The organism is Stenotrophomonas sp. PS02289, from assembly GCF_029960115.1.
Taxonomy (GTDB): Bacteria; Pseudomonadota; Gammaproteobacteria; order Xanthomonadales; family Xanthomonadaceae; genus Stenotrophomonas.
The window spans coordinates 1-23,498 of sequence record NZ_JASCOZ010000005.1; the positions used below are offsets into that span (position 1 = coordinate 1).

Genomic DNA, 23,498 nt, shown 5'->3' on the forward strand with positions numbered 1-23,498 from the left:
GCCGTTGGCCGGCCACCGCGATGTCAGGCACCTCATGGGCCGGCCAACGGCCGGCGCTACCGGGCATCTCCCGATCGACGGTCGCGTCTGTCGATTGGTCGGGGATGTCTCCGTCCCCACCTCGCAACGCGGCTCCGGCATAATCGGGGAATGAGCGTCCTGCGTTTCGACAATGTCAGCAAACAGTATGCGGGCGGCCACCAGGCACTGGTGGACGTCAGCTTCGAGGTTGCGCCCGGTGAAATGCTGTTCGTCACCGGCCACTCCGGTGCGGGCAAGAGCACCCTGCTCAAACTGATTCACCTGGACGAACGTCCCAGCCGTGGTGCCGTGCTGCTGGCCGACCGTAATCTTCTGAAGGTGCGTGGCGGCGACATCCCGCGTCATCGGCGTGAAGTGGGCGCGGTCTACCAGGATCATCGCCTGCTGATGGATCGCAGCATCGGCGAGAACGTCGCCCTGCCGCTGATCCTGCGCGGTACCCGCCGCGCCGAGATCGGCAAGCGGGTGCGCTCGGTGCTGGAGCGGATGGGTCTGGCCCACCGGGAAAAAGCGCTGCCTTCGCAGCTGTCGGCCGGCGAACAGCAGCGCGTGGGCATTGCCCGCGCCATCGTCGGCGAACCGCGCCTGCTGGTGGCCGACGAACCCACCGGTAACCTCGACCCCACCCTGGCGGCAGAAATCATGGCGCTGTTCGCCGAGCTGCCCGAACGCGGGACCAGCGTGCTGGTGGTCAGCCATGACCTGCCGCTGCTGCGCCGCATGCGCAAGCGCGTGCTCATTCTGGATCACGGGCGTCTGGTGGACGACATCTCACCGCAGGACCTGGCCGAATGAGCACCGCGACCAATAAAGAAGCGGCGGCACCTTCGCGCCTGGGCGTATGGCTGCACCATCATGGCCACAGCGTGGTGTTCAGCCTCGGCCGCGCGTGGCGCAAGCCGTGGGCGACCCTGCTGACCATCATGGTCATGGCCGTGGCGCTGGCCCTGCCGTTGGGCCTGTCCATCGCACTGGACAACGTGAAGCTGTTCGCCGGCAGCGTGCAGCAGTCGCGCGACATCAATCTGTTCCTGAAGACCAGCATCGACGAAGCCGCTGCGGCCCAGGTGGCCGAGACGCTGCGCGGGCGTGCCGATGTCAGTGCCGTGACTGTCCGCACTCCGGAACAGGGACTGACGGAACTGCGTGACAGCGCCGGCCTGGGCGAAGCCATCGATGCCCTGCACGACAATCCGCTGCCGTCGCTGCTGATCATCACCCCGGCCAACGACACCGATGATGCGCGCCTGGCGCAGTCACTGCAGGGGCTCCCGCAGGCCGATCTGGTCCAGCACGATGCGCTCTGGCGCAAGCGCCTGGACGCCTGGATGGGCTTCGGTTCGCGGCTGGTCCAGGTGCTGTCGGCCCTGCTGGGGCTGGGCGCGCTGCTGGTGGTGGGCAACACCGTGCGCCTGGACATCCAGTCGCGGCGGGACGAAATCGGCGTGCTGCAGCTGCTGGGTGCCAGCGACGGTTTCATCCGCCGCCCGTTCCTGTATCTGGGCGCGTGGTACGGGTTGGGCGCGGGTGCGCTGGCACTGGCCCTGATCGGTGTGGCCGGACTGGCATTGCGCCCGCCACTGGCCGAACTCTCCAGCAGTTATGGCAGCCCGTTCGTGTTGCATGGGCTGGATCTTCTGCATTCCTCGCTCGTCCTGGTCGGCACCGTGGTGCTGGGCTGGCTGGGCGCGTGGCTGGTGACAGGGCATTTCCTGCGCCAGACCCGACCGTCTGAAACCTGAGGCCCGCATGCGCCCGCAAGCTCTCAAGCACCTCGTCGACGCCGCCCCCCGGGTGATGGTGGTCGACGGTTCCAAGCTGGTCCGCAAGCTCATTGCCGACGTGCTGCAGCGCGAGCTGCCGCAGGTCGAGGTGGTGGGCTGCGCCTGTATCGAAGACGCGCGGCAGGCGCTCGATGCCGGCCCGGTCAGTCTGGTCACCACCTCGCTCACCCTCAGCGACGGCGATGGCCTGGCGCTGGCGCGCATGGTGCGCGAAGCGGCCGGGCAGGCCTACGTACCGGTCATCGTGGTGTCCGGTGACGCTCAGCAGCATCTGGAGCAGCGCCGCTTCACCGAGTACGTCACCGACTACTTCGACAAGGCGCTGGGTCATGAAGCGCTGGCCTCGTTCATCAAGGGCTACGTGCAGCCGGAAACCATCCCCGGCGCGACCATCCTGTACATCGAAGACAGCCGCGTGGTGGCCGAAGCCACCAAGCGCATGCTGGAACGGCAGAGCCTCAACGTGCTGCACGTGATGACCGCCGAAGAGGCGTTCGCGCTGCTTACCGCCGAATCGCTGGGCCGCAGCAACACCCGCATCGATCTGGTGCTGACCGACGTCACCCTGAAGGGCGAGCTCAGTGGTCGCGATGTGGTCGAGCGCGTGCGCGTGGACTTCGGCTACGGCAAGCGGCGTCTGCCGGTGCTGGTGATGACCGGCGACGGCAACCCGCACAACCAGTCCGGTCTGCTGCAGTCCGGCGCGAACGACCTCGTGCAGAAGCCGATCGAAGAGCGCCTGCTGGTCACCAAGGTGCTGTTCCAGCTGCGCCTGGCCCGGCTCAACGACAAGCCCGTGCTGCGATGAGCGACGCGGTGCCCGCCATCCAGCTGGAACCCAGCTGGAAGGCACACGTTGGCGACTGGCTGTTGCGTCCGGAGATGCGTGAGCTCTCTGCCTTTCTGCGTGAGCGCAAGGCCGCCGGTGCGCAGGTGTTCCCGCCGGGCCCGCAGATCTTCGCGGCATTCGACGCCACCCCGTTCGAGCAGGTGAAGGTGGTGATCCTCGGCCAGGACCCGTACCACGGGCGCGGCCAGGCACACGGCCTGAGCTTCTCGGTGATGCCCGGCGTGCCGGTGCCGCCGTCGCTGCTGAACATGTACAAGGAAATCGAAAGCGACCTCGGCATCGCGCGGCCGGACCACGGCTGTCTGCTGCCGTGGGCGCAGCGCGGCGTGCTGCTGCTCAACGCGGTGCTCACCGTCGAGGAAGGGCAGGCCGGTGCGCACCAGAAGCGGGGCTGGGAGGGCTTCACCGACCACGTGGTGGAAACCCTCAACCGCGAACGCGACGGCCTGGTGTTCCTGCTGTGGGGCAGCTACGCCCAGCAGAAGGGCAAGGTGATCGACACCCGCCGCCATCGCGTGCTCAAGGCCCCGCACCCGTCGCCGCTGTCGGCGCACCGGGGCTTCCTGGGCTGCCGCCACTTTTCGATGGCCAACGCCTACCTGGAGCAGCGCGGGCAGCCACCGATCGACTGGTCGCTGCCGCCGCGCGCGGCGCTCTGACGATCGCTACGCGCCCAGCATCTCGATGATGTCGTGCGCCACCTGGCGTTTGCGCGGCGGTAACCGCCGTACCAGCGACAGAATGTTGCCCTCCAGGTCATTGCGGACGTAGTCGGCCGCAGGCTGTGTCGTTTCCAGCTCCTCTCCTTCCGGTTTTCCGCAACCGCGACCGGTGGCCAGCCACTCGAACCGCACGTGGGTAACGACGGCAATCCGTGCCAGATGCGACACACTGGGATGGGTGCCGCCGCGCCGCTCCCACTGTGCCACCGCACTGCGCTTGACTCCGGTTTCCAGCGCTAATTGCGTCTGAGACAACCCCGCAGCGGTCCGCGCGCTGCGAATTCGATCCGACATCGACAACATAGAAATCCCCCTTTCCCTGTCCTTAAGTGATGGGTGGTTATCGATACTACCCGGGCAGTGATTCTTTTACCTGCATGTGCAGAATGACTGACTGCCCTTGCCCCTCATGGGTATCCCATCATAACCACCCCGAGCGACAGCGTTACTAACTACCGTCTTCACAAAACGTTGTTTGACCCCTTGCCGCGTCCACGTAATTAATCCTGAAACCGGCCATGAATCGCCGGAAATAAACACCAGAACGTAGAAAGCAGTGCGTTTGCTGCTCCTCATCGTCGAGCCAATTCGACGCGTGAAGGAGGGGTGCGGCCACGGCGCAGGGGATGGGTGATGGATAAGGTTTCAGGTGTGAAGCGGGTGTTATGGGTATTCACCAAACTTAATGCGATTGCATTAATTGTGACGTTATTCGCACTATTTTCAATCGCCCCGAAAGTAAATGCGCAGGATGCGTGTACTGCGAACGGAGCCTGTGTTTCCGCGGGTCCCCGCTTGGTGGAGGTGAATTCCACCCAGAGCCCGGTACTAAACCTGCTGTTTACGACACTGCTGCCGGGCACCAGCATCAATATCACCGCGCTGGACTGGACCAACATCGCTGGCGCGGATGTGAATCTCAACGCGCTGCTGACCCAGCTCAACGGCGGCGTGGTGGTCAGCGATCCCAGCCAGGTCCTCAATGCCAATATCACCCTGGCCCAGCTGCAGGCAGCGCTGGTGTCCGTGCTGCAGGCCGACGGCCAGACCGTGGCGGCCAATTCGCTCAATCTGCTGACCCCTTCGCTGAGCGGACTTACGGGGACCATCCGCCTGGCCGATCTGCTGCAGGTCTCCCTGCCACCGGGTTCGCTGGCGAACGTCAATCTTGACGTGCTGGACCTCATCACCGGCGGGGTCCAGCTGTACAACTTCCGCAACGTGGTGACCACGCCCACGCCGATTACCCTGACCACCGCTCAGCTGGCTCCGCTTGGCCTGGCCGGTCTGGCCAACGTGCGGGTGTGGGCGCAGGTGGTGGAGCCGCCGGTCTACACCTGCGGCCCGGTCGGCAGCGCGTTCCACAGCGCCGCCATCCGTATCAAGTTCGACTTCGACATTGCGCAGGGGCTCAACGTCGCCCCGCTGATCAGCGCGGTGAATGGCCTCAATGTCGGCGGCTTGGTGTCGCTGTCCGGCACCGCGATCACCGCGTCGCTGCTGCACCTTTCCGTGTATGCCGATGTCGCCCGCGCCGAAGGCACCATCAACGCCGTCAACCTGGCCAGCAACGCGGTCACCCTGCAGGCGCGCCCCGGTCTGGTGAACCTGTACGTCGGCACCATCAGCGATGCGGTGTTCTTCAACCGCAGTGCCACGCTCACCCCGGCCAGCGTGACACCGATCAATGCCACCACGCTCAATGTCACCGTGGCGGTCAGCCTGTTGTCCAACGCACTGAAGCTGGCCGACGTCGACGTACCATTGACCGTCTCGCTGCGCGCGGTGGCCACCGGCACGCCCGGCTTCCAGTCGGTGGCCTTCAACGGCCCGTATCCGCAGACACGCACGCTCAGTACCGGCACCGTCAGCGCCTCCACCATGGTCACCACGCTGATCAATTCGCTGGATGTGCAGATCACCAGCGGCACGCCGGTCGTGCGTCTGGTCAACAACCTGATCACCCTGCCGCTGCCGGTGAACACCATCGTCAACGCGCTGGTCAGCACGTTGCTGCCGCCGCTGCGCACGGTGACCAACGCACTGGTGGGACCGGTCCTGACCACCGTGCTCGGCGGCGTGGTCGACAACCTGCTGGGCCTGCTCGGCATCCGCATCGGGCAGGCGATCTTCACGGTGGAGAGCATCTCGCAGAGCTGCGCGGCCACCGTGCAGCTGGTGAAAACGCTCGCGCCGACCACCGACACCGGCGTGTTCAATCTCAGTGTCGCGCAGGGAGCCACAGTGCTGGCGAGCGTGGCCAATGTCGGCAACAACGGGGCCACCACAGCGGTGGTCACCACACCGGGGACGGTCTACACGCTTGCCGAAACCGCCGGCACCGCCACCGTGCTGGCGCGCTACGCCAGCACCTGGGACTGCCGTGACGGGGCCGGGACGGTGCTCACCAGCGGTACCGGGCAGAGTTTCAGCTTCACCGCACCGGCGTTGTCGGCACAGCCGCTCAATGTGGTCTGCCGCATCACCAACCGAACGCGACAGGCCGATCTATCGATCACCAAGAGTGATGGCAGCGGCAGCTACATGCCGGGCGGCACCGCCAGTTACGTCATCACCGTCAGCAATGCCGGGCCCGATCCGGTGACCGCCGCGCAGGTGACCGACACGCTCCCGGCCGGGGCCACGCTGAGCGCGCCATGGACCTGCACGGCATCGGCCGGCAGCGTCTGCAGCGCCGCAAGTGGGGGCGCTGCCGGCGGCACCGGGGTGACGCTGGGGGTCAATCTGATCAATGGGGGGCAGGCCACGATCACCGTGCCGGTCAGTTTCAGCGCAGACCCCGCCGCGTACTAGCCACATCCACCCGGAGGCCACCGCGGTGGCCTTCGGCAGCAACGACGCAACACGTGACGCGCAGGTCGACCGCTCTGGTCGCCGCGCGGTGCTTCCGAGGATCACTGCATGCAAACCGCCAGCGCCCGTCGCTTCTCCTGCCACACCCCCGCCAGCCGCCTGCGCGCCCGCGCGCTGCACCTGGCCGGGGCGCTGCTGCTGACGCTGGTCACGGCCACGGCCCACGCGCAGGCCTACCGCAACCCCTTGGTCAACACCGCCACGGTCACCGCGCCGGCTGACATCTCTGATCCCACCCCGGGCAACAACACCGCCAGCGACAGCAATGCCCTCGCGGCCACCGCGCAGCTGAGCGTGATCAAGAGCATTGTCACGCCGGCGACCGGCCCGGTACCGGCCGGTGGAGCCGTGCAGTACCGCATCGAAGTGCGAAATACCGGTCCGTCGCGGGCGGTGGGGGCCACGTTGACCGACTCGGTGCCGGCCCAGCTGACCGGTGTGAGCTGGACCTGCCCGGTCGTCTCGGCCGCCACCTCCTGTGCGACTGCCAGCGGCACCGGCAGCCTCAATGTCGCCGTGAACATTGGTGTGGGTGACGTGCTGGTGGTGCTGGTCAACGGCACCGCACCCACCGTGACGCCCGCCACCATTTCGGCCAACGCGGCCACCATCACGCCGCCGCCGGGCACCACCGACCCGACCCCGGGCGACAACACCGCCACCACACCGACCATCACCGTGCAGGCAGCGGCGATTGTGGCGACCAATGATGACTACAGCGCCACCCCGTTCCCGCCTGGCGCAGGCGGTACCACGCCGCGTGTGTTCGTCAATGACACCCTGGGCGGTGCTGCGTTTGTTGACGCCGCTGTGGTGGCGACGCTGACCAACGCACCCGCCGGCTACGACATCAACGCCAACGGCACCATCGTGGTGCCGGCTACGGCGGCCGCCGGTCCGGTCACGCTGACCTACCAGATCTGCGAGACGGCCTCGCCCAGCAATTGCGCCAGCGCCAACGTGGCGCTGATCGTCAGTCCGAATGCGGTGGACGACAGCGTGGCGGTGCAGGCCGGGCAGGCCGTCAACGGCAATGTCAGCGCCAACGACAACCTGTTCGCCGGCTCCACCTTCGTGCAGACCGGTGCGGCCCCCACGCAGGGCAGCGTCGTGCTGCAAGCCAGCGGTGCGTTCACCTACACCGCCAACGCCGGTGCCACAGGCACCGATAACTTCAGCTACCAGCTGTGCCTGCCCGCGCCGAATGCAGCGGTGTGCGACACCGCGGTCGTCACCGTCAATCTCACCGCCAACGTCATCGACGCGGTGGACGACAACTTCAACGCGGCACCGATTCCGGCGGCGACCGGTGGCACCACTTCCACCGTGCTTGGCAACGACACCTTCAACAACGTGGCAGTGGTGCCGGGTGATATCACCACCACGCTGATCACCGCGCCGGCCGGCTACACCATCAACGCGGCTGGAGATATCACGGTGCCGGCCAACGCTGTCGCCGGCCCGGTCACCCTGGGCTACCGCATCTGTCTGACCGCCGCGCCCACGCTGTGCGACACCGCCGCGGTGCAGCTGGTGGTAGGTCCGAATGCGGTGAACGACACGGTCAGTACGCCCGGTGCCGGGCAGCCGGTGTCCGGCAATGTCGGCAGCAATGACAACACGCCGGCGGGCTCCGCGTTCACGAGTGCGGGTCCCGCAGCAACCAAGGGCGTCGCCACCGTCAATGGCGACGGCACCTTTACCTACCAGCCCAATGCCGGCAGTGCAGGTACCGACTCGTTCGGCTATCAGGTGTGTCTGCCGGCTCCCAACGCGGCCGTGTGCGCCACTGCGACCGTCACCGTGAACCTGGGGGCGAACGCGCTGGCCGCCAATGACGATCTGTTCGGTACGCCGGTATCGGGCCTCAATGGCGGCACCACGCCCAGCGTACTGGGCAACGACACGCTCAATGGAGCCCTCGTCAGCCAGGGCACGGTGACCGCCACGCTGCAGGGGACGGTCGCTGGCTTCGCCCTGGATGCGACCACCGGCGTCATCACGGTGGCCGCCGGCACCGATCCCGGCGCGGTATCGCTGAGTTACCAGCTGTGCGAGGTCGCTGCACCGGGCAACTGCGATGTGGCCAGCGTGCAGGTGCTGGTCAGCCCCACCGCCGTGGCCGACACCATTCCAGTGCAGTCCGGGCAGAGTGCCAGCGGCTCGGTGGCCGGCAATGACGACATCACCACCGGGGTGGTCTTCACTGCGCTCAGCCAGCCGACCCAGGGTGTGCTGACCTTTGCTGCCGACGGTGCCTTCACCTACGTCTCCAATCCGGGCAGCAGCACCAACGACAGCTTCAGCTACCAGGTGTGTCTGCCTGCCCCGAACAGCGGCGTCTGCTCCACCGCCATCGCGACCTTCGTCATTGCCGCCAACACCGTGGATGCGGTGGACGACCCGTTCACCGTGCCGGCGATCTCGCCGGTGACCGGTGGCAGTACGCCCAGCGTGCTGGCCAACGATCTGTTCAATGGCGTGGCAGTCAACGCGGCACAGGTCACGGTCAGCCTGATCAACACCCCGCCGCCGGGCTACACGATCACCAGCGCCGGCGTGATCAACGTGCCGGCCGGTGCCGCCGCCGGTGCGGTCAGCCTCACCTACGAACTGTGCGAGGCGGGCACCACGACCAACTGCGACACCGCGCAGGTCGCGCTGCTGGTTGCCCCTGCCGCAGCCGATGACACCTACACCACGCCGGCCGGACAGCCGCTGGCCGGTGATGTGAGCCTCAACGACAACGCACCTGCTGGATCCACCTTCAGCGTGATCAGTGCGCCGGTGGCCGGCACCCTGGCGCTGCAGCCGAATGGCACCTTCACCTACACCCCGGCCGGCGCGGGTACGCAGACCGCGCAGTACCAGGTCTGCCTGCCGGCTCCGGACGGTGCGACCTGTGCCACCGGCACCATCACCTTCAACGTCATCGCCAACACGCTCAATGCGGTGGACGACAACTTCCGCGCGCCGGTGTTCGCACCGGGCGCAGGCGGCAACACGCCCAGCGTGCTCGGCAACGACACCTTCAACGGTGCCGCCGCCAGCCCGCTGCAGGTCACTGTGAACCTGGACAGCGCGCCGGCGGGCTTCAGCATCGACAGCGCCGGTGTCATCACCGTGTCGGGGTTCGCCCCGGCCGGTGCCACCGCGCTGACCTACACGCTGTGCGAACTGGGTTCGACCACCAACTGCGACAACGCGACGGTGCAGCTGCTGATCGCCCCGGACGCGCAGGACGACACCGCCAGCGTGACCGGCACCCAGACCGGCACCTTCAACCTGGCCAGCAATGACAATGCACCGGCCGGCTCCACCTTCACCGTGATCAGCGCGCCGACCAAGGGCACCGCCGTTCTGAATGGAGCGGGCAGTCTGCAGTACACCGCCACGGCCGGGCAGACCGGTACCGACACCCTGACCTACCAGGTATGCCTGCCCGCACCGGACGGCACCACCTGCGATACCGCCCAGGTCACGGTGACGTTGGCCAACGCCGCATTGGTGGCGGTCAACGATGACTACAGCGCCAGCCCGATTCCGCCGAGCGGTGGCAGCACCGCCAGCGTGCTGTTGAATGACACCTTCAACGGTGCCGCGATCGTGCCTGGCACGACGCCGGTCACCGCATCGCTGCTCACCCTGGAGTCGGGCTACAGCATGGCGGCCAACGGCGTGATCAGCGTCGCTGCCGGTACGCCGCCGGGGTCGATCGCGCTGAACTACCAGGTCTGCGAAACCGCGCTGCCGAGCAACTGCGCCACCGCCACCGCCGTGGTGGTGATGAGTCCCGACGCGGTCAACGACACGCTGCCGGCCACGGCCGGCACCACCACCGTGCTCAACGTACTCGCCAACGACATCGCGCCGACCACGCCGGTCGTGACCATCAGCGTGGCCCCGGTCAGCGGCACCGCCGTGGTCAATGGCGACGGCACCATCAGCTATACGCCCACCGGTCCGTTTGTGGGTCCGGATACCTTCACCTATCAGCTCTGCCTGCCGGCTCCGCACGGCAGCGTCTGCGACACCGCGACGGTCGCCCTGACCGTCAGCGCGACATCGCTGGTGGCAGTCAATGACAGCTACCTGGCCACGCCGATTGCGCCAGGTGCCGGCGGCAGCACCACCAGCGTGCTGCTCAACGACACCTTCAATGGCAACCCGATCGTGCCGGGCACCACGCCGGTCACGGCCACGCTGCTCAGCCCGGTCACCGGCTACACGATGTCGACCGCGGGCGTGATCACCGTGGCACCGGGCACCACCCCGGCCGCCACCACGCTGAGCTACCAGGTCTGCGAAAACCTGGTGCCGACCAACTGCGCCGCCGCGACCGCTCTGGTCGCGGTGAGTCCGGAAGCCGTGGCCGACGGGTTGCCGGCCACCGCCGGCACCACCAGCGTGCTCAACGTACTGGCCAACGACACCGCACCGCTGAATCCGGTGGTCACGATCACGGCAGGCCCGACCAATGGCACCGCCGTGGCCAACGGCGACGGCTCGATCAGCTACACCCCGACCGGAGCCTTCACCGGCACCGATACCTTCACCTACCAGCTGTGCCTGCCCGCACCGGGCGGCAGCGTGTGCGACAGCGCCACGGTGACGGTTACCGTCAGCGCCACGGCGCTGGTCGCGGCCAACGATGATTTCACCGCCACGCCGATCGCACCGGGGGCCGGTGGCAGCACCACCAGCGTGCTGCTCAACGACACCTTCAGTGGCACGCCCATCGTGCCGGGCACCACGGCGGTGACCGCATCGCTGATCACCCCGCCCACCGGCTACAGCATGACCGCCAACGGTGTGATCACCGTGGCCCCGGGCACGACGCCGGCAGCCGTTACGCTCAACTACCAGGTCTGCGAGAACGCGGTGCCGACCAACTGCGCCGGCGCATCGGCCATCGTGGCCGTCAGCCCGGACGCGGTGGCCGATGCGCTGCCGGCGGCCGCCGGCACCACCACCGTGCTCAACGTGCTGGCCAATGACGCGGCTCCGCTGAACCCGGTCGTGACCGTGTCGGTCGCGCCGACCAATGGCACGGCCGTGGTCAATGGTGACGGCACCATCAGCTACACCCCGACCGGTCCGTTTACCGGTCCCGACACCTTTACCTACCAGCTGTGCCTGCCGGCCCCGAATGCCGCGATCTGCGACACCGCCACGGTGAGCGTGACGGTGGCAGCGACCACGCTGGCAGCGACCAACGACAACTTCACTGCTACGCCAATTGCACCGGCGGCCGGTGGCAGCACCGCCAGCGTGCTGCTCAACGACACCTTCAATGGCACCGTCATCGTGCCGGGCACCACCGCCGTCACCGCCTCGCTGCTGTCCCCGCCGAGCGGCTACAGCATGACCGCGGATGGCGTGATCACCGTGGCCGCGGGCACAACGCCGGCGGCGGTGACCCTGAACTACCAGGTCTGCGAGAACGCGGTGCCGACCAACTGCGCCGCCGCCAGTGCGGTGGTCGCGGTCAGCCCGGTAGCGGCGGACGACATCCTGCCGGCCACATCCGGTACCACCACGGTGCTTAACGTCACCGCCAACGACACGCTGCCGGCCAACCCGACCATCACCGTGTCGGTCGCGCCCACCAATGGCACGGCCACCGTCAATGGCGACGGCACCATCAGCTACACCCCGACCGCCGGCTACACCGGCGCGGACAGCTTCACCTACCAGGTGTGCCTGCCAGCACCGGGTGCGTCGGTCTGCGATACCGCAACGGTGTCACTGACGGTCAGCGCCACCTCGCTGGTCGCGACCAACGACGACTTCACCGCCACGCCAATTCCGCCGGCCGCCGGTGGCAGCACCACCAGCGTGCTGCTCAACGACACCTTCAACGGCACGGCCATCGTGCCGGGCACCACCGCCGTGACCGCGTCGCTGCTGACGCCGCCCACTGGCTACAGCATGTCCGCGACCGGCGTGATCACGGTGGCACCGGGCACCACGCCCGCTGCGGTGACGCTGAATTACCAGGTCTGCGAGAACGCCGTGCCGACCAACTGCGCTGGTGCCACCGCGGTGGTGGCGGTCAGCCCGGATGCGGTGGTCGACACACTGCCGGCCACCGCCGGCACCACCACCGTGCTCAACGTGCTGGCCAACGACACCGCACCGCTGAACCCGACGGTGACCGTATCGGTCGCGCCGACCAACGGCACGGCCACGGTCAATGGCGACGGCACCATCAGCTACACCCCGAACGGCGCCTTCACCGGCCCCGACACCTTCACTTATCAGCTGTGCCTGCCGGCACCGGGGGCGGGCGTCTGTGACACCGCCACGGTCACCGTCAACGTCAGTGCCACCACGCTGACCGCGCTCAACGACAACTTCACCACCACGCCGATCGCACCGGCCGCCGGTGGCAGCACCGCCAGCGTACTGCTCAACGACACCTTCAACGGCGTGACCATCGTGCCCGGCACCACGCCGGTGACCGCTTCGCTGCTGACCGCCGTAACGGGCTACAGCATGAGTGCGGACGGTGTGATCACGGTCGCGCCGGGAACGACGCCGGCGGCGGTGACGCTGAATTACCAGGTCTGCGAAAACGCGGTGCCGACCAACTGCGCCGGCGCATCGGCCATCGTGGCGGTCAGCCCGGAAGCGGTCGCCGACACGCTTGCCGCCACCGCCGGTACCACCACCGTGCTCAACGTTCTGGCCAATGACACCGCACCGCTCAACCCGGTGGTGACAGTATCGGTCGCCCCGACCAACGGCACCGCCACGGTCAACGGCGACGGCACCATCAGCTACACCCCGACTGCCGGCTACACCGGACCGGACAGCTTCACCTGTCAGCTGTGTCTGCCGGCACCGGGCGCGGGCGTCTGCGACACCGCCACGGTCACGCTGAGCGTAGGTGCGACCAGCATCGTCGCGGCGGCGGATAACTTCACCAGCACGCCGATTGCACCGGCGGCCGGTGGCAGCACCACAAGTGTGCTGCTCAACGACACCTTCAACGGGGCCACCATCGTGCCGGGCACCACGCCGGTGAGTGCGTCGCTGGTGACGCCGGTGACCGGTTACACGATGGCAGCCACCGGTGTGATCACCGTGGCTCCGGGCACCACGCCGGCGGCTGTGACCCTGAACTACCAGGTCTGCGAAACGGCCGTGCCGACCAACTGCGCCCAGTCCAACGCCATCGTCGCGGTCAGCCCGGACGCGGTCGCCGACACGCTGCTGGCGAGCGCAGGTGCCACCACGCTGCTCAACGTGCTGGCCAATGACACCGCACCGCTGAATCCGGTGGTGACCGTGTCCGTGGCACCGACCAACGGCACCGCCACGGTGAATGGCGATGGCAGCATCAACTACACCCCGACCGCCGGCTACACCGGTACGGACAGCTTCACCTATCAGCTGTGCCTGCCGGCACCGGGGGCCGGTGTCTGCGATACCGCTACGGTGACCCTGAATGTCACGGCCACGAGCGTGCTGGCAACCGCGGACGACTTCACCGCATCGCCGATCTCGCCAGCTGCCGGCGGCACCACCGCCAGCGTGCTGCTCAACGACACCTTCAACGGGCTGCCGATTGCACCGGGCACCACGCCGGTGACCGTCACCCTGGTCACGCCGCCCATTGGCTACACCATCGCCCCCAACGGTCAGATCACCGTGGCTGCCGGAACCACGCCCGCGGCCGCGACGCTGACCTACCAGGTGTGCGAAACCGCGGTGCCGAGCAACTGCGCGCAGTCCACCGCCATCGTCGCGGTGAGCCCGGCGGCGGCCAACGACACGCTGACCGCCACCGCCGGCACCACCACGGTGCTCAACGTCACTGCCAATGACACCCTGCCGTCCAACCCGACCCTGACCGTGCTGGTGGCACCGGGCAACGGGGCGGCCGTGGTCAACGGCAATAACACCATCAGCTACACCCCGACGGCGGGCTTTACCGGCACCGACACCTTCACCTACCAGGTCTGTCTGCCGGCACCGGGGGCAGGGGTGTGCTCCACCGCCACCGTCACCGTCACCGTCGGCACCACCAGCCTGAGCGCGCTCAACGACGACTTCAGTTCGACGCCGATCGTGCCTGCCTCCGGGGGTACCACCACCAGCGTGCTGCTCAACGACACCTTCAATGGCACGACCATCGTGCCCGGCACCACGCCGGTGACCGCCACCCTGATCACGCCGCCGACCGGCTACACCATGGCTCCCACCGGTGTGATCACGGTGGCGTCCGGGCTGACCCCGGTGGCGACGACGCTGACCTACCAGGTCTGCGAGAACGCCGTGCCGACCAACTGCGCACAGGCCACCGCCCTGGTCGCGGTACGTCCGAACGCGGCGGATGACACCGTGGGGGCGGGTACCGGTACCACCGTGCTCAACGTCGCCGCCAACGACACGTTGCCGCTCAATCCGGTGTTCACGGTGCTGGTCGCGCCGCTCAACGGCACCGCTGTGGTCAATGGTGACAACACCATCAGCTACACGCCGAACCCGGGCTACACCGGCACCGATACCTTTACCTACCAGGTGTGCCTGCCGGCTCCCAACCTCAACGTGTGCGACACCGCCTCGGTCAGCGTGACCGTGAGTGCGACCACGCTGCAGGCGGTGAACGACAACTTCAGCGGCACGCCCACTCTGCCCGGTGCTGGAGGCAGCACCGCTTCGGTACTGACCAACGACCTGATAAACGGTGTGCCGGTGCAGGCCTCGCAGGTCACTGTGTCGCTGATCGCGCCGCCGGCCGGTGTCAGCATCGACGCCAACGGCATCATCACCATCGCCGGCAGCGCCGCAGCAGGTGCCTTGTCGCTGACCTACCAGATCTGCGAAGCGGCCAACACCGGCAACTGTGCCCAGGCCATCGCGCTGGTGCTGGTGCGTCCGGATGCGGTCAACGACGTGGCGACCACGCCGGCAGGCCAGGTGCTGAACGCCAGCGTGGCCGGCAACGACAACGCCAGCGGCGGGTCGGTGTTCTCGCTGGTCACCGCACCGGCACAGGGCACCGTGGTGCTCAATGCCAACGGCAGCTACACCTACACGCCCAACGCCGGCTTCAGCGGCACTGACAGCTTCCTGTACCAGCTGTGCCTGCCGGCCCCGTATGCGGGTGTCTGCGATACCGCCACCTTGACCATCACCGTGACCGCCGCGGGCGGCACCCTGGATGCGGTCGACGACACGGTGACCAATGTGCCGGTCACCGGGGCCAACGGCGTAGTGAATGTGCTGGTCAATGACACCTTCAACGGCAGCGCGCTTGACCCGACCACGGTGCTGCTGACCCCGACCAACACCACCGCCATCACCATCCAGCCCAACGGCAGCGTGGACGTGTCGGGCGGCGTGGCCGGTGCCACCTACACCACCACCTACCAGATCTGCCTGGTGAGCCAGCCCAGCGTGTGCGACATCGGCACGGTGAGCGTCACCCTGGCCAGCCCGCCGGTGGGTACGCCGGTGCAGCCGGCCGACGACAGCGCCAGTACCCAGCAGGAGACCGCGGTGGTGATTCCGGTGCTGGCCAATGACCTGGTCGGGGGTGCCCCGGCAGTACCGGCCGGGCTGGTCATCACCATCAGCACCGCACCGACTTCGGGCAACGTGGAAGTGCTGGGCGACGGCACCCTGCGCTACACCCCGAACGAGATGTTCAGCGGCACCGATACGTTTGCCTACACCGTGTGCACCCAGACCACGCCGGCCGACTGCGGCATCGCGACGGTGAGCGTGCAGGTGCTGCCGAACGACGTGGAAGTGGAGGAAGAGGTCATCACCGCCGAGGACGGGCAGCCGACCACCTTCTCCATCGTGGACAACGTCAGCACCACCGGTGCACCCATCAACTGGCGCTCGTTCCGGATCCTGTTCGCGGCGCGCTACGGTCGGGTGACCTGCGAGGACGGCGTCTGCATCTACACCGCCTTCGTCGGCTACAGCGGCGCGGACAGCTTCACCTACAACATCTGCGACATGTCCATTCCCACCCCGGTGTGCGTGGACGGCGTGGTCAACATCACCGTGGTCGCCGGCGACACCTTCCTGCGTCTGAGCAAGCAGGCCGCGCAGCGCACGGTGAAGGTGGGCGAGCTGATGCGCTACACAGTCACCGTGGAGAACATGGGCGAAGTGGATGCGCTGGGCGTGACCGTGCTGGATACGCTGCCGGCCGGCTTCACCTTCGTCCAGGAGGGCTTCGCGGTCCGCGACATGGACAACGCCGGCTTCGTCACCTCGCGCACGCCGCTGCGGGTGGATGGCATCGACATTCCCGCCGGTGGCCAGGCCACCCTGGTGTACTACCTGCGGGTGGGCGCGGGCGTCGGCCAGGGCATCCATACCAACCGTGTCACCGCCGTGGATGCGGTCAACACCACCATCGGCAACGTGGCCTCGGCCGACGTGGAGGTGATCGGCGATCCACTGCTGGACGAGAGCCTGATCATCGGCAGCGTGTTCGAGGACCGCAACGGCAACGGCGTGCAGGACGACGGCGAGCGCGGCATTCCGGGTGTGCGGGTGGCTTCGGTGGAAGGCCTGGTGATGGAAACCGATGCGTTCGGTCGCTACCACCTGGTGGGTATCGATGGCGGCGGCGCACGCGGCCGCAACTTCATCCTCAAGGTCGACCCGACCACGCTGCCGGCCGATGCGCGCTTCACCACCCGCAATCCGCTGCTGCGCCGGGTCACTCCGGGCCTGCCGGCACGCTTCGACTTCGGCGTGCAGTTGCCGGATGCGCGCTTCGAGGCCGCGCCAGCGACCGCGCGACCGCCCACGTTGAACGTCGGGGAGGGCGTGTTCGAACCGGGTACGGCGCGGCTGTCGGCCGACAGTGACGCGGTGCTGGCACACGCCGCACGGTTGCTGCAGGCCGGCGGTGGCGGTCGCCTGCTGCTGCAGACCCCCAGCGGCCAGGAGGCGCTGGGACTGGAGCGGGTGGAAGCACTCCGACAGGCGTTGTTGCCACGCGTCCCGGCCGACGTCGCCGACCGCGTGCAGGTCCAGGTGCAGCCCACCGCACCGGCCCGCCCTGCCGACCGCGCCGAGCGCTGAGGAGATGACCATGAACAAGACTCCCTTCATGACGGCCCTGGTCATCGTCCTCGCGCTGGGCCTGCCGGTCGCTTCGGCCCAGACCACGACGCCGCCACCTGCAGTGGATGTCCCCAGCACGCTGTGCGGTGCCGACGGCTGCCGCCGTGGCAATGAACTGCTGCTGCAGGTGCAGGAAGAGCCGATGGCCGCACCGTCACCGGCACCGGCCGCGCCGGTGGGGGCCAACGTGCCCGCTCCGGGCGGCCAGTTCGTCACCGAGCTGCCCGATGGTGCGGTGGTGTGGGCGACGGAAGACCCGGCGTTGTCCGCGCCGGTACTCAACGTCCAGACCGGTTCAATGGCTCCGTTCGAGAACGGCCGCCTGACCAAGCCGCTGCGTTTCCACGGCTACAACAATTACGCCTCGTTCATCGAGCGGATCGAGATCACCCTGTATCGCGGCTCCGACACCGACCTGGTGACCCCGCTGGCCCGCATCGACATGCCGGTGGACTACGTGGCCAACACCGAGTGGGACGGCCAGCTGCCGGCTGACCTCAACCTGCGCGAGGGCGACGACCTGCAGTACATCGCGCGCGCCTATGGCAAGGACGGCTCGTTCGATGAAACCAGTGCGCAGCACTTCCAGCTGGTGCTGCCCACCGACTACGAGCGTGGCACCCAGCAGGTACGCGACAACGTGCAGAAGACTCTGGGCAAGGTGCTCAACGGTGAAGACGCGCGTGACCAGCAGCTGACCAACGCCATTTACGGCCAGAATGCGCTGCGCCAGCAGAACATTCCCATCTACGGCTCGCGCGTGCGCATCTACGGTCGTGGCCTGGCTCCGAATGCGCGGGTGCTGATCAACGGCCAGAGCTTCCCGGTCGACCTGGAGCAGAAGTTCGCGGCCGAGTTCCTGGAGCCGATCGGCCAGCACCGGTACAACGTGCAGGTAGAGGCGCTGGATGCGCCGCCGCTGAGCCGCACGTTGGACGTGGATGTGACCGGCAGCTACCGCTTCCTGGTGGCGCTGGCCGACGTGACCATGTCCAAGAACACCGCCAGCGGCAATCTCGACCCGCTGGTGGCCGACCAGGACCGTGATGACAGCTTCCTCAGCGAAGGGCGGCTGGCGTTCTATCTGAAGAGCAAGCTGCGCGGTAAATACCTGATCACCGCGCAGGCGGATACCTACGACCGCGAACTCAAGGACCTGTTCAGCGGCTTCCTCGATGCCGACGCGCGCGACGTGTTCCGTCGTCTCGACCCGGACCAGTACTACCCGGTGTATGGCGACGATTCCACCACCTACCGCGACGTGGACACCCAGGGCCAGCTGTACGTGCGCGTGGACTGGGACCAGAACCAGGCGCTGTGGGGCAACTTCAGCACCGGCTTCACCGGCACCGAGTACGGCCAGTACGTACGCTCGCTGTACGGTGCGGCGTTGAGCTGGCGCTCGCGCGCGACCACCCCGCTGGGTGATCCGCGCTCGTATCTGAAGGCCTTCGGTTCCGAGGCGCAGTCCGCGCTCGGCCACAGCGAGTTCCTCGGCACCGGTGGCAGCCTGTACTACCTGCGGCACACCGACCTGCTGCCAGGCTCGGAACAGGTCGTGCTGGAAGTGCGCGACCGCACGACCGGCCGCACCGAAGTACGCACCACCCTGCAGGCGGGCGTGGACTACGAGGTCAACGAGATCCAGGGCCGCATCCTGCTGACCCGCGCGCTGTCGCAGATCACCCGCGAGAACGTGCGCACGCTGACCCGTGATACCCCGCTGGACGGCTACGACCAGATCCTGCTGGTCGACTACGAGTACGTGCCGCTGGGCTTCAGCACCGACGACGTCAGTGCCGGTCTGCGCGGCAAGCAGTGGTTCGGTGACCACGTGGCCGTGGGCGGCACCTACGTGGATGAGAACCGCAGTGGTGACGACTACAGCCTGATGGGGGCCGACCTGACCCTGCAGGCCGGGCGGGGTACGTACCTGAAGCTGGAGCAGACCCGCACCGAGGCCACCGCCGCGCCGATCTTCTACTCGGACAACGGCGGCTTGAGCTTCATCCAACGCAATCCGCTGACCGACCAGCGCAAGGGCGATGCGCGCGCAGTGGAAGCGCGGGCCAACCTGCGCGAGCTGGGCTGGACGAAACAGGACTGGAGCTTCGGTGCCTGGTGGCGCGACGTGGACGCGGGTTTCTCGGTGTCGCGCACCGACACCGGTCTGGCGCTGGAGGAGTATGGGGCGGAGTTCCTCGGCTACTTCACCGACAACCTCAGCCTGTATGGTCGGCAGAGCCGTGCCGAGCGGGGCGACGTGGCGGTGGAGCAGTCGCAGCTCACCCTGGACTGGCGGCTGGGCAACAACGGCCAGCTTGGCGGCGAACTGCGCCGTGTCCGCGAGGAGAGTGCCGGTGTGGAAGTGGACGGCACCTTGGCCGCACTGAGTTACCGCCAGCGCTTCGGCGCGAAGTGGGAGCTGTACGGCGTGGGGCAGCTGACCGTGGACGATGACGGCGGCGCATACGAGGACAACAACCTGCTCACCCTGGGCACGCGCTATCTGTTCGGCGACCGCTCCAGCGTGGGCGCGGAAGTGAGCAGCGGCAGCCGTGGCGACGGCGGCAAGGTCGAAGCCGAGTACTGGATGACGCCCGAGCACAGCTTCTATGGCAACTACAGCTACAGCACCGACAGCACCACGGTGGATCCGCTGTATGACACCGGCCTGCAGTCCGGCTGGACGCTGGGCCAGCGCTGGCGCTTGAGCAACCAGGTCAACGTATTCAATGAAAGCCAGTACCTGAAGGATCGTCGCGAAGACACCGCCGGACTGGTGAACACCTTCGGCATGGACTTCTATCCCGCACAGGGCTGGAACCTCGGCTTCACCGTGATGGATGGCAAGCTCGACGCCACCACCGGCCGCGTGGACCGCCGCGCGTACAGCGTGAGTGGCGGGCGCACCGATGCCAACACGCAGTGGACCAGCAAACTGGAATACCGCCGCGACCAAGGGGCCGAAGACCGCGAGCAGTGGGTGACCACCAACCGCCTCCTATACAAGGTCAATGAAGACTGGCGCATTGCATTGCGTGCTAACTACGCCGACACGCAGGACAAGCGCAACGCGTTGGCCGACGCCAAGCTGGTCGAATCCAACCTGGGCTTTGCCTGGCGGCCGCATGACAACACCCGCTGGGCCGCGTTCGGCAAGTACACGTATCTCTACGACGTGGCCTCGCTCGGGCAGGAGGGCGGCAACGTGTACGACCAGAAGTCGCAGATCGTCTCGTTCGAAGGTGTGCGGCAGCTGGGCGAGCGCTGGGAAGTAGCCGGCAAGCTGGCCGCGCGCTGGGGCGACTACCGCACCGGGCGGGGTACCGGCGACTGGCTGGACAGCCGGGTGAATTTCTCTGCGTTGCAGTTGCGCTACCGCTTGTGGGCGCAGTGGGAGGGGCTGGCCGAGTACCGCTGGCTGGACGTGCGCGAGGGCGGCGACAAGCAGGGCTGGCTGGTCGGCGTGGACCGCCAGATCGGGCAGAACTTCAAGGTCGGTGCCGGCTACAACTTCACCGAGTTCAGCGATGACCTGACCGAGCTGCGGTATGAGAGCAAGGGCTTCTTCCTGAATCTTTCGGGGTATTACTGATACCCCGATGCGATGGCGGCTGCCGATGGGGTCGCCCGATGTCTGGGATCGATGAAGGCTGTGGATGGCAGTAGCCGATGCCTGGGATCAATCTGCGACACGAACGGCAGCTTTGGTGGGGTCGGTCGACAGACGACCGCCGTGGACTTCTCCACGCTCGGTAACGCATGACAAATGACCGGTGCCGTTGCTTGAACTTGCGGGGTCTCGGGTGCATGGCGCAGGGTCGTACCTCGCGCAAATTGACGCACCTGGCACGTCCCGCGTCGTGCACAACGTTCGGACGCCGAACCACGCGGGCACGAATCCGGTACCTGCGCCGATTGATCTCTTCAATTCTGGAACGCAGTTCTCACCAAATGAGGGCGGATGCGCCATCGAATTGCATTGACATCGAGATTCCACGAAAGACGTCGTTTTTGCCTATTTCTTTGCGATTTTCAGAAGGTCATGGTGCGCGGACGGAGGTTAGAAGCTCCTACATAACGTTACTGTTCGGATGTCCCTTGGTCGGGAGGGTGGCTAATACAACACCCTCTTCAGGGGAAATACGCCCCCCGTCTTCGTTATGTACGGTTTCTAACCTCCCGACCTCCCCTCGCCATTCCGGCGAGGGGCATTCTCAGTTGAGGACGTGCCATGCATAAGCAATGGGAAAACTCCCCTGAAGTTGAAACATCCACGCAGCCGGAAGATCACGACGACGAGATCCAGCTTGCTGCTGGCCACGGCATCCCGTGGGACATCTACGACGATCCCACCACCCCCTTCCTGATGTCACGCGGCCACTGGCTCAGCCAGATCGGTATGGGATCAGGCACCCGCATCCGTACCGAGTACGGTGACGGCTTCCTGCTCTACCGGGTGATCGGTCCGCATGGCCCGGTGGCGCTGCATGTGCCGCGCGTGCTCGACCGCTTGGTGCGCTACACGGAGGTGCTGCCGTACAGCCACATCGCTCCCCGACGGAGGAGCCGCTGATGAAAAGGCCGGTCATGTTCAAGTTCAGGATGGAAGACGAGATGCGCTGCCGTCTTAAAGACATTGCGCGCCGCACAGGCTGTCCTTCGCCAGACCTGGTGAGGCTGCTGGTCGACCGCCTGATCGCCTACGACTACAACCCGCACGTCGTCGATCTCACCGTATGGAGCAACATGATTGACAAGGCGGCGGTGGCCACCGGCGAGATCGTCGATCTCTCGGCCGACCCTCCCGCCTACGGCGAGGAAGATGAAGTGGACCGGGCGCGGCGCGAGGGCTGGGCCAGCCCGAAGTTCGGTCGCCGGTAGTCCTGACAGGGGAGGGGACGGGCCTGGGCCGTCCCCTCCGCCCTGAATCCATGGCAACGTTTTCATCCTGAATGGGGTCGTCGGACTGGGATTATCCGGCCCAAAACGACGCGTCCATGACGTTTTTGAACCTATCTCATTGAAATACAGGCCTTTTTGCTAGAATTCCGGCCACTCGCCACTGTCACCATTTCCCTGTAGGTTAGACGGGTGATCTGAGCCAGCGTTTCGCCTGCGGAACACTGGAACTTTTTAACCCCCCAGCAGTCCAAATACCGGACTGCTAAAATGACGACCATGAGCCAGAACACCTCTACTGCCCTTGTGGCAAACAATCTCCCGATTCCCAGTGCGCTCGGTTCGCTGGACGCCTACATCGGTGCCGTGCACCAGATTCCGGTGCTGTCGGTCGATGACGAGCAGGACTTGGCCCGCCGCTTCCGCGACGAGCAGGACCTGGACGCCGCGCGCGAGCTGGTCCATTCCCACCTGCGCTTCGTGGTGCACGTGGCCCGTGGCTACAACGGCTATGGCCTGGCCCTGGGCGACCTCATCCAGGAAGGCAACATCGGCCTGATGAAGGCGGTGAAGCGCTTCGACCCGGACATGGGCGTTCGTCTGGTCTCGTTCGCCGTGCACTGGATCCGTGCCGAAATGCACGAGTTCATCCTGAAGAACTGGCGCATCGTGAAGGTCGCCACGACCAAGGCGCAGCGCAAGCTGTTCTTCAACCTGCGCAAGTCCAAAACCCGCCTGGGCTGGATGAACGCGGCAGAAGTCAGCGCCGTGGCCAAGGACCTCAACGTCTCCGAGCGCGAAGTGCTGGAAATGGAATCGCGCCTGTCCGGTCGCGACATCGGTTTCGACGCACCGACCGACGAAGACAACGACAACGCCCCGCCGTCGCCGGCTGCGTTCCTGGTTGCCAACGACGAAGACCCGTCGATGGCCTATGAGCGCGCTGACAGCGAAGACAACCAGCTGCAGCTGCTGCGCGAAGGCCTGGCTGAGCTTGATGGCCGCTCGCGCGACATCATCCGCCGTCGCTGGCTGGACGCAGACAGCAAGGTCACCTTGCAGGAACTGGCCGATGAGTACGGCGTCTCCGCCGAACGCATCCGCCAGGTGGAAGCCAACGCCCTGAAGAAGATGAAGGCGTTGTTTACCGCCTGATCCTGCGGCGAAGCATCAAACAAGAAACCCGGCATTGCCGGGTTTTTTGTTGTCCGTAGTACG

Annotated in this window: 11 protein-coding genes; 10 read left to right on the plus strand and 1 reads right to left on the minus strand. The window is 66.7% G+C overall.

Going from position 1 to position 23,498, the window contains the following annotated elements; genetic code table 11:
• Nucleotides 1-150 precede the first annotated feature (150 nt).
• From ftsE to ung, 4 genes are read left to right on the plus strand one after another with little or no spacing between them, the layout of a single operon-like run.
• On the plus strand, nt 151-837 hold the full coding sequence (ftsE, locus tag QMX83_RS01335) for a cell division ATP-binding protein FtsE (protein WP_260341656.1): 687 nt from the start codon (nt 151-153) through the stop codon (nt 835-837).
• The gene (gene ftsX, locus QMX83_RS01340; protein WP_282294875.1) at nt 834-1,784 is read left to right on the plus strand and encodes a permease-like cell division protein FtsX; all 951 of its coding nucleotides are present in this window, start codon (nt 834-836) and stop codon (nt 1,782-1,784) included. Before ftsE ends, ftsX begins: the two co-directional genes overlap by 4 nt.
• Before the next feature lie 7 nt (nt 1,785-1,791).
• Nucleotides 1,792-2,634, plus strand: a complete 843-nt coding sequence (locus QMX83_RS01345) for a response regulator (protein WP_282294876.1) — start codon at nt 1,792-1,794, stop codon at nt 2,632-2,634.
• Nucleotides 2,631-3,335: a uracil-DNA glycosylase gene (gene ung / locus QMX83_RS01350; protein WP_282294877.1), complete on the plus strand. Its 705-nt coding sequence runs from the start codon at nt 2,631-2,633 to the stop codon at nt 3,333-3,335. The genes QMX83_RS01345 and ung overlap by 4 nt, the downstream gene beginning before the upstream one ends.
• 6 nt (nt 3,336-3,341) lie before the next feature.
• Here the strand turns inward: ung and QMX83_RS01355 are convergent, their stop codons facing one another.
• Nucleotides 3,342-3,701, minus strand: a complete 360-nt coding sequence (locus QMX83_RS01355; RefSeq protein WP_282294878.1) for a helix-turn-helix transcriptional regulator — start codon at nt 3,699-3,701, stop codon at nt 3,342-3,344.
• Between the two features lie 501 nt (nt 3,702-4,202).
• Between QMX83_RS01355 and QMX83_RS01360 the strand changes: the two genes are divergently transcribed.
• The 6 genes from QMX83_RS01360 (at nt 4,203) to rpoH (ending at nt 23,435) form a co-directional block, all read left to right on the plus strand.
• Nucleotides 4,203-6,212 (plus strand): hypothetical protein, encoded by a 2,010-nt coding sequence (locus tag QMX83_RS01360; RefSeq protein WP_282294879.1) that lies wholly within the window; start codon nt 4,203-4,205, stop codon nt 6,210-6,212.
• Nucleotides 6,213-6,320: 108 nt separating this feature from the next.
• Complete coding sequence (locus QMX83_RS01365) at nt 6,321-17,333, plus strand: Ig-like domain-containing protein (protein ID WP_282294880.1); 11,013 nt, start codon at nt 6,321-6,323, stop codon at nt 17,331-17,333.
• Between the two features lie 10 nt (nt 17,334-17,343).
• Nucleotides 17,344-20,973 carry a hypothetical protein gene (locus QMX83_RS01370; RefSeq protein ID WP_282294881.1) on the plus strand — a complete coding sequence of 1,210 codons (3,630 nt, stop codon included), beginning with the start codon at nt 17,344-17,346 and terminating at the stop codon, nt 20,971-20,973.
• Nucleotides 20,974-21,612: 639 nt separating this feature from the next.
• The gene (locus QMX83_RS01375) at nt 21,613-21,954 is read left to right on the plus strand and encodes a hypothetical protein (protein WP_282294882.1); all 342 of its coding nucleotides are present in this window, start codon (nt 21,613-21,615) and stop codon (nt 21,952-21,954) included.
• Nucleotides 21,954-22,262: a hypothetical protein gene (locus tag QMX83_RS01380; protein ID WP_282294883.1), complete on the plus strand. Its 309-nt coding sequence runs from the start codon at nt 21,954-21,956 to the stop codon at nt 22,260-22,262. Before QMX83_RS01375 ends, QMX83_RS01380 begins: the two co-directional genes overlap by 1 nt.
• 297 nt (nt 22,263-22,559) lie before the next feature.
• Nucleotides 22,560-23,435, plus strand: coding sequence for an RNA polymerase sigma factor RpoH (gene rpoH / locus QMX83_RS01385; RefSeq protein WP_282294915.1), 876 nt, complete (start codon nt 22,560-22,562; stop codon nt 23,433-23,435).
• Nucleotides 23,436-23,498: the final 63 nt, after the last annotated feature.